General features: G+C 73.7%; 13 protein-coding genes. 4 read left to right on the plus strand and 9 right to left on the minus strand.

Annotated features, from left to right (window positions below; all coding sequences use genetic code 11):
- Window positions 1-89: 89 nt before the first annotated feature.
- From ACFYWQ_RS17490 to ACFYWQ_RS17510, 5 genes are all read right to left on the minus strand, one after another.
- Window positions 90-287 (minus strand): hypothetical protein, encoded by a 198-nt coding sequence (locus ACFYWQ_RS17490; RefSeq protein WP_389517330.1) that lies wholly within the window; start codon window positions 285-287, stop codon window positions 90-92.
- A gap of 334 nt (window positions 288-621) precedes the next feature.
- Window positions 622-1,143 (minus strand): hypothetical protein, encoded by a 522-nt coding sequence (locus tag ACFYWQ_RS17495; RefSeq protein ID WP_389517332.1) that lies wholly within the window; start codon window positions 1,141-1,143, stop codon window positions 622-624.
- On the minus strand, window positions 1,143-2,801 hold the full coding sequence (locus ACFYWQ_RS17500; RefSeq protein ID WP_389517333.1) for an MFS transporter: 1,659 nt from the start codon (window positions 2,799-2,801) through the stop codon (window positions 1,143-1,145). The genes ACFYWQ_RS17495 and ACFYWQ_RS17500 overlap by 1 nt, the downstream gene beginning before the upstream one ends.
- Before the next feature lie 197 nt (window positions 2,802-2,998).
- Window positions 2,999-5,686: a LuxR C-terminal-related transcriptional regulator gene (locus ACFYWQ_RS17505; RefSeq protein WP_389517335.1), complete on the minus strand. Its 2,688-nt coding sequence runs from the start codon at window positions 5,684-5,686 to the stop codon at window positions 2,999-3,001.
- A 163-nt stretch (window positions 5,687-5,849) separates the two neighbouring features.
- The gene (locus ACFYWQ_RS17510) at window positions 5,850-6,818 is read right to left on the minus strand and encodes an NAD-dependent epimerase/dehydratase family protein (RefSeq protein WP_389517337.1); all 969 of its coding nucleotides are present in this window, start codon (window positions 6,816-6,818) and stop codon (window positions 5,850-5,852) included.
- Window positions 6,819-7,136: 318 nt separating this feature from the next.
- Here ACFYWQ_RS17510 and ACFYWQ_RS17515 point away from each other — a divergent pair, with 318 nt between their 5' ends.
- Complete coding sequence (locus ACFYWQ_RS17515; protein ID WP_389517339.1) at window positions 7,137-7,946, plus strand: PhzF family phenazine biosynthesis protein; 810 nt, start codon at window positions 7,137-7,139, stop codon at window positions 7,944-7,946.
- Window positions 7,947-8,036: 90 nt separating this feature from the next.
- Here ACFYWQ_RS17515 and ACFYWQ_RS17520 read toward each other — a convergent pair whose 3' ends face one another.
- Window positions 8,037-8,837, minus strand: a complete 801-nt coding sequence (locus ACFYWQ_RS17520; protein WP_389517460.1) for a CPBP family intramembrane glutamic endopeptidase — start codon at window positions 8,835-8,837, stop codon at window positions 8,037-8,039.
- 376 nt (window positions 8,838-9,213) lie between these two features.
- Window positions 9,214-10,731 carry a glutamate-cysteine ligase family protein gene (locus ACFYWQ_RS17525; protein WP_389517341.1) on the minus strand — a complete coding sequence of 506 codons (1,518 nt, stop codon included), beginning with the start codon at window positions 10,729-10,731 and terminating at the stop codon, window positions 9,214-9,216.
- A gap of 560 nt (window positions 10,732-11,291) precedes the next feature.
- Between ACFYWQ_RS17525 and ACFYWQ_RS17530 the strand changes: the two genes are divergently transcribed.
- From ACFYWQ_RS17530 to ACFYWQ_RS17540, 3 genes are all read left to right on the plus strand, one after another.
- Window positions 11,292-11,906: a hypothetical protein gene (locus ACFYWQ_RS17530; protein ID WP_389517343.1), complete on the plus strand. Its 615-nt coding sequence runs from the start codon at window positions 11,292-11,294 to the stop codon at window positions 11,904-11,906.
- A 351-nt stretch (window positions 11,907-12,257) separates the two neighbouring features.
- A complete protein-coding gene (locus tag ACFYWQ_RS17535; RefSeq protein WP_385074099.1) occupies window positions 12,258-12,464 on the plus strand; it encodes a DUF5999 family protein in 207 nt (68 codons plus the stop codon).
- A 328-nt stretch (window positions 12,465-12,792) separates the two neighbouring features.
- A complete protein-coding gene (locus ACFYWQ_RS17540) occupies window positions 12,793-13,833 on the plus strand; it encodes a LacI family DNA-binding transcriptional regulator (RefSeq protein ID WP_389517346.1) in 1,041 nt (346 codons plus the stop codon).
- Window positions 13,834-13,875: 42 nt separating this feature from the next.
- Here the strand turns inward: ACFYWQ_RS17540 and ACFYWQ_RS17545 are convergent, their stop codons facing one another.
- Together ACFYWQ_RS17545 and ACFYWQ_RS17550 are read right to left on the minus strand one after the other, a co-directional pair.
- On the minus strand, window positions 13,876-14,964 hold the full coding sequence (locus tag ACFYWQ_RS17545) for an endo-1,4-beta-xylanase (RefSeq protein ID WP_389517348.1): 1,089 nt from the start codon (window positions 14,962-14,964) through the stop codon (window positions 13,876-13,878).
- A gap of 68 nt (window positions 14,965-15,032) precedes the next feature.
- Complete coding sequence (locus ACFYWQ_RS17550) at window positions 15,033-15,797, minus strand: carbohydrate ABC transporter permease (protein ID WP_389517462.1); 765 nt, start codon at window positions 15,795-15,797, stop codon at window positions 15,033-15,035.
- Window positions 15,798-15,861: the final 64 nt, after the last annotated feature.

Below are 15,861 nucleotides of genomic sequence, written 5' to 3' on the forward strand. Positions count from 1 at the left end.
CTGAGCACCTGAGCACCTGAGCACCCGAGTCGGGCACCCCGCGCCTTCGGTCGGGCACCCCGCCCCTTCGCGTCACTCCGGCCTTCGCCTCACTCCGGCAACTGCCGCATCTCCAGCACCCTCAGCCCCAGGGACCGGAGTCGGGCCAGCAGCCCGTAGAGGTGCGCCTCGTCGACGACATGCCCGAACAGGACCGTCTGGCCGGACATCACCACGTGGTCCAGCTCCGGGAAGGCCCTGGTCAGCGTCTCCGACATCAATCCGTCGACGCGGATCTCGTAGCGCATCAACTGCTCTCCCCCGGGCGGCCCGGGGTGGGCGGGCCGCCCTTCGCCCTGCGTTCGTCCCCCTGCCCTGCGATGGTCCGCCCCGGCGGCCCCCCGGGGCCTCACCCCGGGCAGGTGATACGCGGCCCGGCACGGTGCGCGGCCCGCCCGTTCCACAGGCTTCGGGAGGGCCGTTCGGCGGGCTTCGGGGCGACCGTTCCGCCGGCTCCGGAACCGTTCCGCAGGCTTCGGAAAGACCGTTCCGCCGGCTCCGGGACCGTTCCGCAGACTTCGGGAAGACCCTTGCCCAGTGCACCAGAAAGACGGTTGCCCAGTGCATCGGAAGGACAGTTCCTCAGTGCTTGAGGAAGATCTTGAACGCGATGATCAGCAGACCGAGCACCAGGTTGACCGACGCGGTGACGGCCATCAGACGCCGCGAGGCCCCGGCCCGTCGCGCCGCGGCCACCGACCACCCCACCTGCCCGGCGACGGCGACGGCGAGCGCCAGCCAGAGGGCGCCCTGGAGGTCCAGGCCCAGCAGGGGGCTGACGGCCACGGCGACGGCCGGCGGGACGGCGGCCTTGACGATCGGCCACTCCTCACGGCACGCCTCCAGCACGTCCGGACGGTCCGGGCTCCCCTGCGCCAGCCGGGCCCCGAAGAGGTGCGCGTGCACGTGCGCGATCCAGAACGCCACCCCGGTGAGCAGCAACAGCAGCATCAGTTCGAGGCGCGGGTACGAGCCGAGCGTCCCGGCGCCGACGACCACGGAGGCGGCGAGCATCGACCCGTAGACGCCGCCGGTGTAGTCGGCGTGGGCACGCCGCTCGGCACGGCGGGCTCGGGCGGCCTCCCCGCGCCGGGTCGCGGACATCACCGCTCCCTCCGGTCCCGGTCGGCCGGTCGCCCGCCCTCCGGCCCGGTGCCGCCCCGTCCGGCGCGCTCGACGCGCTCGACGCGCTCGGCCCGTGCGGACGGCAGGTGCGAGGTGACGAGGAAACTGGCGAGGGTGACGCCCCCGGCGGCGAGCACCGCCGCCTTCAGGCCGTCGAGCTGCGCCTCGGCGTAGGAGTCCACGAGGGCGTCGACGTCGGACGGGGGGAGCCCGGCGCTTTCGGCGGCCGAGCGGACCTGCTCGGTGGGGACGAAGGTGATCCCCGCCTCGAGGGCGACGCCGGTCTGGCGGCGGGCTTCCTGAGACAGCCGCGGATCGTCCTCCACCTGGGACGTGAAGGCGTGGGCCAGGGCACCGACGAGTATCGACCCCATGAGCGCGGTGCCCAGCGCGGAGCCGAGGTTCTGGGCCGTGAACTGCAACCCGCCGACCTCACTGCGTTCCTCCTCGCCCGCGCCGGACTGGACGACGTTGCCCAGCTGCGAGGCGAGCAGCCCCATGCCGACACCGAGCACCGCCATCGCTCCGGCGAACTGCGCGTCGTCGATGGCCGGGTCGAGCGTGGCCAGCAGCCACACGATGGCGGCGGCGAGGGTCACCAGGGCGAGCCGGACCACCCGGCGCGGTCCGGCGAGCCGTCCGAGCCGGGCCGCGCCGAGGGAGGTCACGAGCATGGTGACGGACACCGGCAGCAGCCGCAGCCCCGTCTCGAAGGCGTCGAACCCCTGCACCACCTGGAGGTACAGGGGAATGGTGAAGAACAGTCCGAGCAGGATGAGGTTCTGGCACAGCAGGGCCATCAGGCCCGAGCGCAGGGCGGGCCGGTGCAGCAGGGACAGGTGCACGAGCGGGTCGGCGTCCCGGGCGTCGCGGTGCCGCTCCCAGCGCGCGAAGACGGCCAGGACGGCCACGCCCGCGCCGACGACGAACAGGGTGGGCGCGAAGCCCAGGACGGTGAAGGGCGGATTGCGGGGCTGCACCCATCCCCAGGTGCTGCTCTGGAGCACACCGAGCACGCCGAGCGCGAGACCGGCGGCGGAGAGCGTGGCGCCGACACCGTCGAGCCGCGGGTGGGGTCCCTTCCGGGGGGCCTCCGTGATCACCCGGCGGAAGCACAGGACGGCCAGCACGACCACGACCTCGCCGGCGAAGACCAGCCGCCAGGTGAGATACGTCGTGACCCAGCCGCCCAGCAGCGGTCCGACGGCGATCCCGGCGCCGGCCAGACCGCCGATGACGCCGTAGGCGACGGCCCTGTCCCGGCCCCGGTAGGACTCGGCGACCAGGGCCGCCATGGCCGGCAGCACCATCGCGGCACCGAGTCCCTCGATGACCGACCAGCCCAGCGCGAGGACCCACAGGGTCGGAGCGGCGGCGGTCAGCGCCGAGCCCGTCGCGTAGACGACGAGGCCGAGGAGGAAGAGGCGCCGTCGTCCGAGGATGTCCCCGAACCGCCCTCCGATGATCATGAACGCCGCCATGACCAGGGCGTACAGGGTGATGACGGCCTGGATGGCGGTCACCTCGGTGTCGAAGTCCTCGACCAGCTGGCTGATGGAGACGTTCATGACGGAGGTGTCCAGCACCATCAGGAACTGGGCGGTGCCCAGGACGACCAACGCCCTCCACTGGGTCACGGTCCACCTCGCCGCATCGGTCCGCGACACCGGCGGTGCCGGCCGGACAGCGGCCGTCCGACGACCCGCCGCCACCCCCATCGCACGGGAAGGACCCCGGTCCGCGCCTCACCCGCCACGGGCGATCCGCGTCTGCCCCGCCCGTCGGCGGGTCGACCGCGCGTCAGAGCATCGTCCCCTCCCGGCACCCCGGCTCCTCACAGCAGACCCAGCTCGCGGGCGCGGCGCACCGCCTCGTTGCGGCGGTTCACCGCCAGCTTCCGGTAGGCGCTCTTGAGGTGGGTCTTGACGGTGTTCACGGAGACGTACAGGTCGGCGGCGATCTCCTCCGTCGACATCATCTCGGCCAGCCGCCGCAGCACGTCGCACTCGCGTCCGCTCAGCTCCTCGACGACCGGCGGCCGCTCCTCGGGCCGTGCCGGCGCGCCGTCCTGCGGGGCGGGGCCGGGGGTGAGCCAGCCCGCGGCGAGCGTGCGCAGCGGCGGCGCGGCGAGGACGGGCCGGAGCCACGGCCCGGCTTCGAGGAACGGGCGGCGCAGCAGTTCGTGGCGTGCCTCCCGCAGGGCCCGGGCGACGAGGTCGCGCGACGCGGCGGCGTCGCCCGCCGCGTCCGCGGCCTGTGCCCGCACCAAGGCGGCCCGGACGGTCACCGCGGGTCCCGGACGGTCCTCGGGCCGGATCCGGTCGAGCAGGTCCAGCGCTGCCGCGGGCCGGCCGGCGGCGAGCTGGGCCCGCGCGGCCTCCACGGCGCACACCGCCTGTTCGTGGGAGACCTCCTCCAGCAGTCCGGCGGCCGCTCGCGGCCGGCCCTCGGCCAGGTGCGCGGCCGCGACGACGAGCGCCGTGTGCCCCCGCGCCCAGGGGGAGGGCACGTCGGCCCGGACGGAGGACTCCACCGCCTCCAGCGCGGCCCGGACGTCGCCGCGGGCCAGGTGCAGCCGCGCGGTGGCGACGGCACGGCCCGCCGCCGTCACGGGGTCGGCCAGGGCCGGTCCGGCGTCGGCGTCGGCGTCGAGGAGGGCCTGGGCCGCCCGGCCCAGCTCGTTGCGGTCCACGGCGACGGCGGCCAGGACCAGCCGTTCGACGCCGGGGGCGGACGGCTGCGGCAGGCCGAACCGCTCCGTCTCGGCCAGCGCGGCCCGGGCCCCGCGCTCCGCCCGGCCGGTCCAGCCGTCGAGGTAGTCGATCAGGGCCAGGCGGCTCAGGGAGTCCTCGCGCGGGAGCGCCGTGGAGTCCCCGCCGGGGCAGCCGGCCACGGTGGACAGGGCGGCCCGCGCCTCCTCGAAGCGGCCGGCCCACAGCCGGGCCGATCCCAGGTGGGTCAGCAGCAGGGCGAGGAGCTCCGGATGCCGCTCCAAGAGGTGGGCGGGGACCTGCTCCCGCAGCCGGTCCGCCGCCGCCGACGCCGTCTCCGCCCGGGCCGGCGAGCCGGTCAGCCGGGCGGCGAGGGCTTGCAGCAGGGCGCAGCTCAGCCGGGCCGCCGCCAGCTCGGGCGCGTCCTCCGTCGCGCGGCCCTCCGCCAGGCCCTGCTCGGCGTGACGCAAGTGGGCCAGGCCGTGGCCGAGGTCGTTCGCGGACAGCTCGCGGGCCGCGCGGACGAGGTCGGCCGCCGGACTCCCCGCCTCGGGGTCCATCCGGGAGAACAGCGCGGCCAGGTCGTCGGAGCGCAGCCCCGTGAAGAGCTGGCCGATGGCGAGGTCGCCGACCAGGGCGCCGGCGGTGAACTCCCAGTCGCCGGCGTCGGCGCCGTGCCCGAGCGCCTCCGTGAGGGAGCCCGACGAGCGCAGCCATCGCGCGGCCCGCCGGTGGAGTTCGGGTTCCAGGCCGGGTGAGCGCATCCGCAGGTGGGCCCGGAGGATCTCCGCGAACAGCGGGTGCAGGCGGTACCAGGCGTGGCCGAGGTGCTCGACGAACGCGTTCTCCCGCTCCAGCCGGGCCAGGACCGGTCCGGCGTCGGTGCGCTCCGTCAGCGCGTCCGCCAGTCCGGCGCAGAAGCGTTCCAGGACGGAGACCCGCAGCAGCAGGTCCCGCGTGGCGGGCGGCTGCCGGTCGAGCACCTCCGCCAGCAGGAAGTCGGCGACCGCGGTCCGGTCGGCCTCGAACTCCTTCAGGTACGCCTGCGGGTCCGGGCTCTCACCGGCCGCGAGGGCGCACAGCCGCAGTCCGGCGGCCCAGCCCCGGGTGCGGTCGACGAGCCCGCGCACCGCGTCCACCGGCAGGCTCAGCCCGTGCAGCTCCAGGAGCCGGGCCGCCTCCTCGGGCGTGAAGGCGAGCTCCGCGTCCCTGATCTCCGTCAGTTCTCCGGCGGCCCGGTAGCGGTGCAGCGGCAGCAGGGGCTCGGTGCGGGTGACGAGGATCAGCCGCATGCCGGGCCCGGCGTGGTGCAGGACGAACGCGAGCTGCTCGGCGATCTCCGGGTCGGTCACCCGGTCGTACTCGTCGACCACCACCGTCACGGGCCGCTCGCACGCGCTCAGCTCGGCGGCCAGCCGGGAGAGCAGTCCGGGGGCGGCACGGCCGGCGTCGGCGGGGCGGCCGACCCCGGCGGAGAGGGGGACGCCGGCGACCTCCAGGGCGCGGAGCAGGTACGCCCAGAACATGCCGGGTCCCTGGCCCTCGGTGTCGGTGGTGAGCCAGGCGAGGGGCCGGGGGTTCCGGCGCGCGGCCCAGTCGGCGACCAGGAGGGTCTTCCCCGCGCCCGCCGAGCCGTTGACCATGGTGAGCGGCGTCCGGAGAGCCTGGTCGAGGTGCGTGACCAGGCGCTCGCGCCGGAGGAACGTCACGGGAGGCGCCGGTACGGCGAACCGCGTCCGCAGGAACGGGTCTCCGTGCGGGTCGGCCTGCGGCGCCTCGGGAGAGGGGCCGTTCTCCTCGAACCCAGCCATGGCGTTCACCACCACTGGTCGTCAGGTCAGGGGTACCGCTCCCTCTCAGCATCGCAGTGATCCGCCGCGTGCGCGCCACGAGCCGTCGGCCCCCGCACACGGCCCGCGCCCGCACGACGCCGACGTGGGCGTACGGGCACGGCGGGGCGCCCGCGGGCCGCCCTCATCCGGCGCCGGCGGCGCGCAGGTGGTCGCGGTACCACTGCGCCGCGTCCGCGAGACGGCTCAGCGGGCCGGGTCCCGGGCGCTCGTCCGTCAGCTTCCACAGGTCCTCGGAGAGGTACCAGTGGTCGCGGGCGACCAGCGCGAACTGGCGCTCCGAGGCACGGCCGGGGGTCGCCCGCAGGCGCTCCAGGCAGGTGGGCCACGGCCAGTCCTCGGCGGGGCGGGGCGGGAGCACACCGAGCGCCGACAGCCGCGCCAGCAGGTCGCCGACGCGTACGGGGTCGGGGTGGCCGACGTGGTACACGCCGGGCGGCACCGGGCGGGGGCCGGTGGCCGCGGCGGCGATCAGGCGGGCCAGGTCGCCGGCGTCGACCACGGACAGCAGGGCGCGGCCGCCGTCCCACTCCGCGGGGACCCGCTCGACCATTTCCCCGAGCCCGGGCACGACCCAGCGGTCCCCGGCGCCGACCACGAGCCCGGGGCGCAGGACGACGGCGTCCGCCTCCCGCGCGTACGCCTCTCCCGCCAGTCGGGTCCTGCTCACGGCGGAGACCGGTTCGGCCGCGATCTCGTCCACCGCGATGCCCCGGTGCGGGCCGGCGCCGTAGACCGCCGCGGTCGACAGGTGCACCACGCGGGGGACGCCGGCGCGCCTGGCCTCCGCCATCAGCGCACGGGTGCCGTCGACGTTGACCGCCTCGCACAGCTTCTCGTCCCCGCCGATGTACGAGGCGAGATGGACGACCGCCCGGGCGCCCTCGCACAGGCCGCGCAGCGCGTCCGCGTCGGCCAGGTCCCCGCGCACCCACTCGACGGCGGCCCCGGACCCGACCCCCGCCCCGCCCCCAGCCCCAGCCCCAGCACTCGTGTCCGGAACGCGGCGTACCAGTGCCCGGATCCTTCTCCCCCGGGCCCGCAGTGCGCGCAACGCGTGCGATCCGATGAAGCCGGTCGCGCCGGTCAGCACGACGGTGCCGTCGTCGTCTCCAGCAGTCGTGTCGTTCAGTGCCGCATCCTTCCGCTCGAAACGTCCGGCCGCTCCCGGCCCGTAGCATCCCCCGCCCCCTCAACGTCCCGGCGGGCGAGGCGGGTTCCCCACCCCGGACCGCACTACGGGAAAACCCCCCGGCCCCCGGCCCCCGGCCCCCGGCTCCCGGCCCCCGGCTCCCGGCTCCCGGACGGCGCGCCTCCCCACCACCGACCGCGGCCGAAACCCCCCGATTGAGGCCAAGCCCTTCGAATTGGCCTTGGCCCCCCGCTCCCCCCACCCCTTACCGTCACGGACATGCGGATTCGAATCGTCGATGCCTTCACCGACCGCCCCTTCGCCGGGAACCCGGCCGGGGTCCTGCTGCTCGACGCCTTCCCGGGCGACGACTGGCTCCAGAACGTGGCCTTGGAGGTCAACCACGCCGAGACGGCGTTCGCGCACCCCCTCCCGGCGGGGGGTGAGGCGGACTGGGCGCTTCGCTGGTTCACGCCCGTCACCGAGGTCGCCATGTGCGGTCACGCCACCCTCGCCACCGCCCACGTCCTGCACACCACCGGCGCCCACGACGGGCCGGTGCGGTTCGCCACCCGAAGCGGCGTGCTCGTCGCGACGCCCGCCGAGGACGGCTCCGTCACCCTGGACTTCCCGACCGCCCCGCTCACCCGCGTGGACGTCCCGCGGGGCGCCGCCGAGGCCCTGGGCGCCGAGCCGCTCGCCGCGTTCGACACCGGGCCGAACGTCGGCGACCTCCTGCTCGAACTCGCCGACGAGAAGACCGTCCACGCCCTGCGGCCGGACCACAAGGCGCTCACCGCCCACTCCGCGCGCGGCATCATCGCCACCGCCCGCGCCGAGAACCCCGCCTGCGGCTACGACTACGTCTCCCGCTGCTTCTTCCCCAACGTCGGCATCGACGAGGACCCGGTCACCGGCAGCGCCCACACCGCCCTGGCCCCCTTCTGGTCCGAGCGTCTGGGCCGCCCCGGCCTCACCGGTCTCCAGGCCTCCCCCCGGTCGGGCCGGGTGCGCACCGAGGTGCGCGGCGAGCGCACCCTGCTCAACGGCCGCGCGGTCACCGTCATCGAGGGCGACCTCCTCGTCTAGACGACGTCCGGACGATGTCTGGCCGAGGTCTGGCCGAGGTCCGGCCGAGGTCCGGCCGAGGTCCGGACGGCGACCCGGGTGGCTGGTGACTCAGGCCGTCGGCAGCCACCCCACCTTCCCCGCCAGCAGCGCGTATCCCACGAACGCCCCGATGTCGAGCAGGGAATGGGCCACCACCAGGGGGCCCACCCGGCCCCAGCGCCGGTAGAGGTGGACGAACACCACACCCATCACCAGGTTGCCGACGAAGCCGCCAATGCCCTGGTACAGGTGGTACGAACCGCGCAGTACGGAACTGGCCGCCAGCGCGCCGACCGGGGTCCAGCCCAACTGGCCCAGCCGGCGCAGCAGATAGCCGACGACGATGACCTCTTCGAGGATCGCGTTCTGGAGCGCGGAAAGGATCAGCACCGGGTACTTCCACCACACGTCGGGCAACGCCTCCGGCACCACCGTGAGGTTGAAGCCGAGGCCGCGCGCGGCCAGGTAGAAGGCGATGCCCGCACTGCCGATGACCGCCGCGACCCCGGCGCCGCGGCCGAGGTCGGGCCAGGGGCGGGTGCGGTCGAAGCCCAGGGTGCGCAGGCTCCGCCCCTCCCGCATCAAGAAGTGCGCGACGAGGGCGACCGGGACGAGGGCGGTGGCGATCCAGAAGAGCTGCCAGGCCAGATCGAGCCAGGGACGGCCCGGCGCGGCCGAGGCGTTGAGGGTCGCCGCCTGGTCCTTCAGCCCTCCCGGTTTCGTGACCGATCCGACAAAGCTGATCAGGGCGGACACACCGCTCGCACCGAGCGAAAGCCCCAGAACGAGCAGTGTCTCGTCACGGAAGATCCGTCGCGAGAACCGCTCCTGCGGGAAAGAACCGACCGCCGGCCCCTCGTCCGCCTGCACACGCGCCTCCAGTTGGGTGAGCCCGCCGTCACCCCGTCCGCGCGTCGCCAGGGTCTCGGAAACAGGTGCGAGCACGTGCGCGACGGGCCGTCGGGTGGGACGGACGCCGTACGGGGCGCACCTCGCCGTCGTCCGCCGTGCGACCGGACACCGGCACACGGACCGACAGGGAGGACACCACCGTCATGGGACGTCACAGCTTGCCCGATGTTTCCGGGGCAGACGTCAGCGGCCCCCCGTACCGAGGCCGCGTACGAGGCCGCGTACGGCGCCCCCTACAGACGCCCGCCCGGCAAGAGGCCCCGCACAGGGTCCCCTACGAAGGTTCCCACCAGGAGGGTCCCTCCACGAAGGCCCCTGCCCGCCACAGGCGACCTCACCGGGTGAGTACCGGCTCCGGCAGCCCCACCGGCCAGGTGTGCGCCGGCTCTCCCTGGCGCATCAGCTGGGCGTAGCGGCGGGTGGTCGCCGCGAGGGCCGCGTCGCGGGACAGGCCCGCTTCCAGGGCGCGGTGGTAGGTGGCCACCTGCCAGCTCGCGCCGTTGGTCCGCCGTCGGCACCGCTCCTCGATGACGCCCAGGTAGAGATCGCGGTCGACGGGCTCCACCCCCCAGGCGTCCAGTCCGGCCTCGGCCAGCGGCAGCAGTTCGTCGCGCACGAGGCTCACCGCGTCGACCTCGGTCGTGCCGCCCAGCCGGCCGCGCCGCGGCCACTGCAGACGGGCGTCGATGCCGTGGCGGCAGGCGGCGTCGAAATTGGCGGCGGCGGCCTCGAACGGCAGCCGCGTCCACACCGGCCGGGAGTCCTCGGCGAGGGCGCGGACGACGCCGTAGTAGAAGGCCGCGTTGGCGACGACGTCGGTGACGGTGGGCCCGGCCGGCAGGACCCGGTTCTCCACGCGCAGGTGGGGGACGCCGTCGGCGATGCCGTAGACCGGGCGGTTCCAGCGGTAGATGGTGCCGTTGTGCAGGACGAGCTCGGCGAGCTTGGGGACGCCGCCCGCCGCCAGGACGTCCAGCGGGTCCTCCTCGTCGCAGATGGGCAGCAGGGCGGGGAAGTAGCGCAGGTTCTCCTCGAAGAGCTCGTAGGCCGAGCTGATCCACCGCTCGCCGAACCAGGTCCGCGGCCGCACGCCCTGCGCCTGGAGCTCCGGCGGCCGGGTGTCGGTGGCCTGCTGGAACACCGGGGGCCGGGACTCGCGCCACAGCTCGCGCCCGAAGAGGAAGGGCGAGTTGGCGCCGAGGGCGACCTGCGGGGCGGCGACGGCCTGCGCGGCGTTCCACACGTCGGCGAAGCGGTCCGGGGTGACCTGGAGGTGGAGTTGCACCGAGGTGCAGGCGGCCTCGGGGACGATCGACTTGGAGGTGCACGACAGGCGCTCGACGCCGTCGATCTCCAGGGTGAACTCCTCACCGCGGGCGGCCACGATCTGGTCGTTGAGAAGGGTGTAGCGGTCGGCCTCGGAGAGGTTGGAGGAGACCAGGTCGTCACGGTCGAGAGTCGGCAGAATACCGATCATCACGATTCCCGCGTCGACCTCGCCCGCCTTTCGGTCGGCATATGCCAATGAGGTGCGGAGTTCTTCCGCGAGCCGGTCGAATACCCGGCCGCCCAATCGGTGGGGAGCTATGTTGACTTCCAGGTTGAACATGGCGAGTTCTGTTTGGAAATCTCGGCTCGCGATCCGCTCCAGAACTTGTCCGTTCAGCATTTTCGGCAGGCCGTCGGCACCCGCGAGATTCAGTTCGATCTCGAGACCCATGAGGTTCTTCGGGCGGTCGAAGCACTGCTGGGACAGGAGCCGCTCCAGCCCCGTCAGGCACTGCCGCAGCTTGTCGCGGTAGCGCTGACGATCGGCCAGGTCGAACCCGCCTGCCACGACCTTCTCCCCCATCGAAGCGTCCCTCCTCGCACGGGGCGGCCGACGTCCGGCCGCCGGCTGTCCCGGGGTCAGGTGGGATGATGCCCAGCCCTGTCGATCGATAACGTCCCCCGCCGGCCGCGCCACCCGCTACCCTGACCGAAGGAGTCCACCGGCACATTCACCGGGCAAGGCGACGGGCGGCGTTTCACGAATGGGATCTCGTGAAAAACGCCGACGGGAATAGGCCGACCGTTGCGCGCGCATATCCCGAGGTCATCGGGGCGCCACCCCCTCTGAATCGGGATGATTCACACGTATCGCCGACCGAATGGACTCTTGCCGAGTGCCCCGGGAGCGACTAGACGAAACACAGTCTGAACACGTGTCGTATAAACTCCGCGAACAAGGCGGAGAAGGTGGGCGCCCACGGTCGAAGCAGCCTGTCGTCGTCGACATGACGGACGGCGGGCCGTTCGCGCACCCCGGACTCCCAGACCCGGCCCCTGTCTCTCCGACCTTCCTCGAGCTGACAGCGTCGTCCGCCCCACGCCCTCGCGCCACCGTGCCTGCCGAATGAGAGGCGACCCACCATGCCGCTGCATGTCCCCCCGGCTCCCGCGCCCGCCCTGCGCTCCGTCCTCACGGCACTCGCTTCCCCCACCGCGGTCCGCGAGGACCGGACCCCGTCCCTGCGCACCGCCCAGGGGCCCGTCACCCCGGAACTCCCGCTCCCCGTGCACGTCCTGGACCGGATCACCGCCGAGGGCGTGACCGCGACCCGGCTGGCCGGCTGGCGCTTCCTGATCCGCTCCGGCGACCGGGCCGTCGCCGCGGCCGAGACCCGGCTCACCCCGGACGGCTGGGCCTTCTCCCACTTCTTCGAGGGCCCCTACATCGCCTCCACCGAGCGCGCGCTGCGCCAGGCCGAGACCTCCACCCAGCCCTACCAGGCGCGTCTGCTGTCCGTGCCCGGCCTGTACATGCTCACGCTGTGGCTGCACGGCGACTGCGCCTCCGACGGCACCACCGGCCACCCCGCCGCGACCGACCTGCTGGTGCCGCTGGCCCCGGCGCCCCCCGGCATCGCCGCCCACCGCCCGCACCGGGTCGCCGAACTGCTGCCGGTGCTGACCCTGCGGGTCGCACCGGGCCAGCAGCCCCGGGTCGCCCCCGGCCAGGAACCCCTCCTCGGCTCCCCGGCCTGACCCACCCGCCCGGCACCGGCCCGGGCCCCCTCCTCCGTACCCCGCCACCGCGGCCCCGGTGGCGGGGTACGGCACTGTCGCACACCCCCCTCGGCCCCCCGGACTAGCCCTATCCGGCCAGCGAGAACCACCCGAAGTGACCGGGCAGTTGAGCTGAACCGCCCACGAGGGTGATGCGTCCTCAACCTGTGAGAAGCGGTGCCGCGAAATCCCTGCGGAACGACGCCCGTGGGGCAACACTGGGTTCCGACCGACTTATCACAACGGGGGGCGGCCATGAACGACGTTTCACGCCGCGGGACAGACACCACACATCGTCCACGCACCACACCAGAGCGGAAGATCCCATCCATGTGCCAGCACCAGCCGCCGTGTCCGACAGCCGAATCCGCCGACCGGGAGTCCGCCCGCCTCGTGGCGCACCACCCCGAACAGGGCTGGAGCCTGCTGTGCAACGGCGTCCTGCTCTTCGAGGACACCGGTGAACTCCTGCCGGACGGCCAGATCATCGCCCCGCACCGTCCGCTGGGCACCGGCAGGGTCGTCACGGCGGCCTGAGCACCACCGCGGACGGCCGGCCGACGCCGTCCGCCGATCGAAGGGGCCGGATGCAGCCTCCGCCGCGCACCGGCCCCGACCCGTGTCCGCAGCCGCTCACTCCCCGTGAGCCGCCGGTCGCCCTCCCGTACGTCACACCCCCCACGGCCGCCGCTCCCCGCCTCGCCCGGCTTCCGCCGCGCCGCATCCGGTCCCGCGGCCCCTGAACGTCTCCCTCGGACGTCTCCTTCGGACGTCTCCCTTGAACGTCTTCCCACGGCCGCCGACTTTCCGGAAGACTCCTGGAAGTTTCGACGGGAGCGTCCCGAACGCGACGGAGGTGGGGCAAGTGGCAGCGGACGAGACGGCACCCGCGGCCCGCGGCAGGATCACCATCACGGAGATCGCCCGGCAGGCCGGCGTCTCCGTACCGACGGTGTCCCGCGTGGTCAACGGCCGTTCCGACGTCTCGCCCAGGACCCGGGCCCGGGTCGAGGACCTGCTGCGCCGGCACGGCTACCGCAAACGCCCCTCCGCCGTCCGCACCCGGGCCGCCCTGCTCGACCTGGTCTTCAACGACCTCGACAGCCCCTGGGCGGTGGAGATCATCCGAGGGGTCGAGGAGGTCGCCCACGCGGCCGGCGTGGGTACGGTCGTGTCGGCGATCCACGGGCGCTCCGGCGCGGCCCGGGAGTGGATGCGCAACCTGCGGGCCCGCGCCTCCGACGGCGTCATCCTCGTCACCTCGGCCCTGGAACCCACGCTGCACGAGCAGTTGCGCATCCTCGGGGTACCGCTCGTGGTGGTCGACCCGACGGGCTCCCCCGCCCTCGACACCCCGGCCGTCGGCGCCGCCAACTGGGCGGGCGGACTGGCCGCCACGGAGCACCTGATCTCCCTCGGCCACCGCCGGATCGGTCTGATCGCCGGCCCGCCGCGCCTGCTGTGCTCCCGCGCCCGCTTCGACGGCTACCGGGCGGCCCTGGAGGCGGCCGGCCTCGCCGTGGACGACACCCTGGTCGTGCCCGGCGACTTCCACCCCGAGTCCGGCTTCGCCGGCTGCACCGCGCTGCTCGACCTGCCCGAGCCGCCGACCGCCCTGTTCGCGGCCAGCGACCAGATGGCGCTCGGCGCGATCGAGGCGCTGCGCCGGCGCGGTCTGCGCGTACCGGAGGACATGAGCGTGGTCGGTTTCGACGACCTCCCGGAAGTCCGCTGGTCGGCACCGCCGTTGACGACCGTCCGGCAGCCCCTCGCCGACATGGGCAAGCTCGCCGTCCGCACGGTCCTCAACCTGGCCCGCGGCGAGCGTGCCGACCCGCCGCGCGTGGAACTGGGCACCGAGCTGGTGGTGCGGTCGAGCACCGCACCACCGACTCCCGCACGCTGACGCCCGCTTCGGCACCGCTTCGGCACCTTGAGGGTCTGGCGGTCAGGCGCTCAGCGCCTCCCGGATCGCGTGGTACGCCGGCTTCGGCACGAGGTTCTCGTCCCACGGCAGGGCGGCGCCCTCCCCCGGGAAGAACGCCGGGATCCACGAGTACTTGTCGGTGTAGTCCCAGACGGTGATGCCGACGCACCGGCGCACCGCGAGGCACGCCTCGGTCAGGTCCCCGTACCACTCGGCCTGCCGGGCCAGCTTCTCCTCGGTCGCCGGCAGCTGCATCCGTACGTCGACCTCGGTGAGCGCGGTGTCCAGGCCGAGGCGGGCGAACCGCCGCAGGTTCTCCTCCAGGGTCGTCGGATAGCCGTACTGGAGGGCGAGATGGGCCTGGAGGCCGATGCCGTCGAGGGGGACGCCCTGGGCCTTCAGCTCCTGGGCGAGGGCGTGGTAGGCGTCGCTCTTCGGGCCGACGGCCTCGATGTTGTAGTCGTTGAGGTAGAGCTTCGCCTTCGGGTCGGCCTCGTGGGCCCAGCGCAGGGCGTCGGCGATGTAGCCGGGGCCGAGCGTCCTGTAGAAGAGCGTCTCGCGGTAGGTGCCGTCCTCGTTGAACGCCTCGTTGACGACGTCCCAGGCGTAGACCTTGCCCCGGTAGTGCCGTACCTCGGTCTGGATGTGGTTCTTCAGGACGGCCCGCAGCTCGTCCGCCGTCCACTCCCTGCTCGTCAGCCAGCCGGGCAGCTGGCTGTGCCAGACGAGGGTGTGGGCGCGGACCTCCTGGTGGGAGGCCCGGGCGAGGTCGACGATCTCGTCGCCCGCGGAGAAGTCGAAGACGCCCTGCCGCGGCTCGGTGGCGTACCACTTCATGCCGTTGCCGGGCGTGATCATGTCGAACTCGCTGCCGAGGACGGCCGTGTAGGGCTCGTCGGCGAGTTCGGGGTTGTCGGTGGCACTGCCGAAGTAGCGGCCGTGCCGCTGGGCGAGTTCGGCGAGCGTCCTCGCCCCGTGCTGCTCGCCCGCCTGCGCGGCCGGGCCGCTCGCGACACCCGCGGCGACGAGGACGGCGGCGAGGGCACCGGCGAGTCTGAGCCGGGTGCGGGAGGTACGGGACGTGCGGGAGGTGCGGAACGTGCGGGACATGGTGCGACTCCTCACGATCGGTGGTGTGGGTGAGCCGTACGACGCGGTGGTGCGTCCGCGGGCGCGCGTCATCCCTTCGTGGCGCCGGCGGTGAGGCCGCCGACGAGCTGGCGCTCGGCGACGGAGTAGAAGGCCAGGGCGGGGACCATGGCCAGGACCAGATAGGCGAAGACCCGGGCGTACTCGGCGGAGTACTGGCCCTGGAACTGCTGGACGCCGATGGGGATCGTCCACCACGTCGAGTCGGTGAAGACCAGCAGTGGCAGGAAGAAGTTGTTCCAACTGCCCACGACGGCGAGGACGGAGACCGTTCCGAGGGCCGGGCGCGCCATGGGCAGCAGGATCCGCCAGAAGAAGCCGAGAGGGCCGCAGCCGTCGAGGGTGGCGGCCTCCTCCAGCTCGGCGGGGATCTCCCGGAAGAAGCCCCGCAGGATCACGATGGTCATCGGCAGGCCGAAGGCGGCCTGCGGGAGGATCACACCGAGCGGGTTGTCCAGCAGGTCCAGCGAGCGCAGCAGCAGGAACAGGGGCAGGGCGGCCACCGCGAAGGGGAACATCAGCCCCATCGTGAACAGGGTGAACAGCGCTTCCCGGCCGCGGAAGGCGAACCGCGCGAAGGAGAACGCGGCGAGCGCGGACACCGCGACCACCACGATCGTCGTCCCGACCGCGATGAGGGTGCTGCTGCCGACCAGCCGCCAGAACGATCCGGCGCCCAGGATGTCGGTGTAGTTGGAGGTGATCCACGCGTCGGGCAGGCCGACGGGGTTGCGGGAGAGCTCGTCGGTGGACTTGAAGCCGGACAGGACGGCGTAGACGAGGGGCACGGCCATCACCGCGCCGACGGCGACGAGGACGACGTGCAGGGGAAGGGTCCGGCCGGTCCTACGGGCACTC

This window comes from Streptomyces sp. NPDC003247 (assembly GCF_042888135.1).
Lineage (GTDB): Bacteria > Actinomycetota > Actinomycetes > Streptomycetales > Streptomycetaceae > Streptomyces.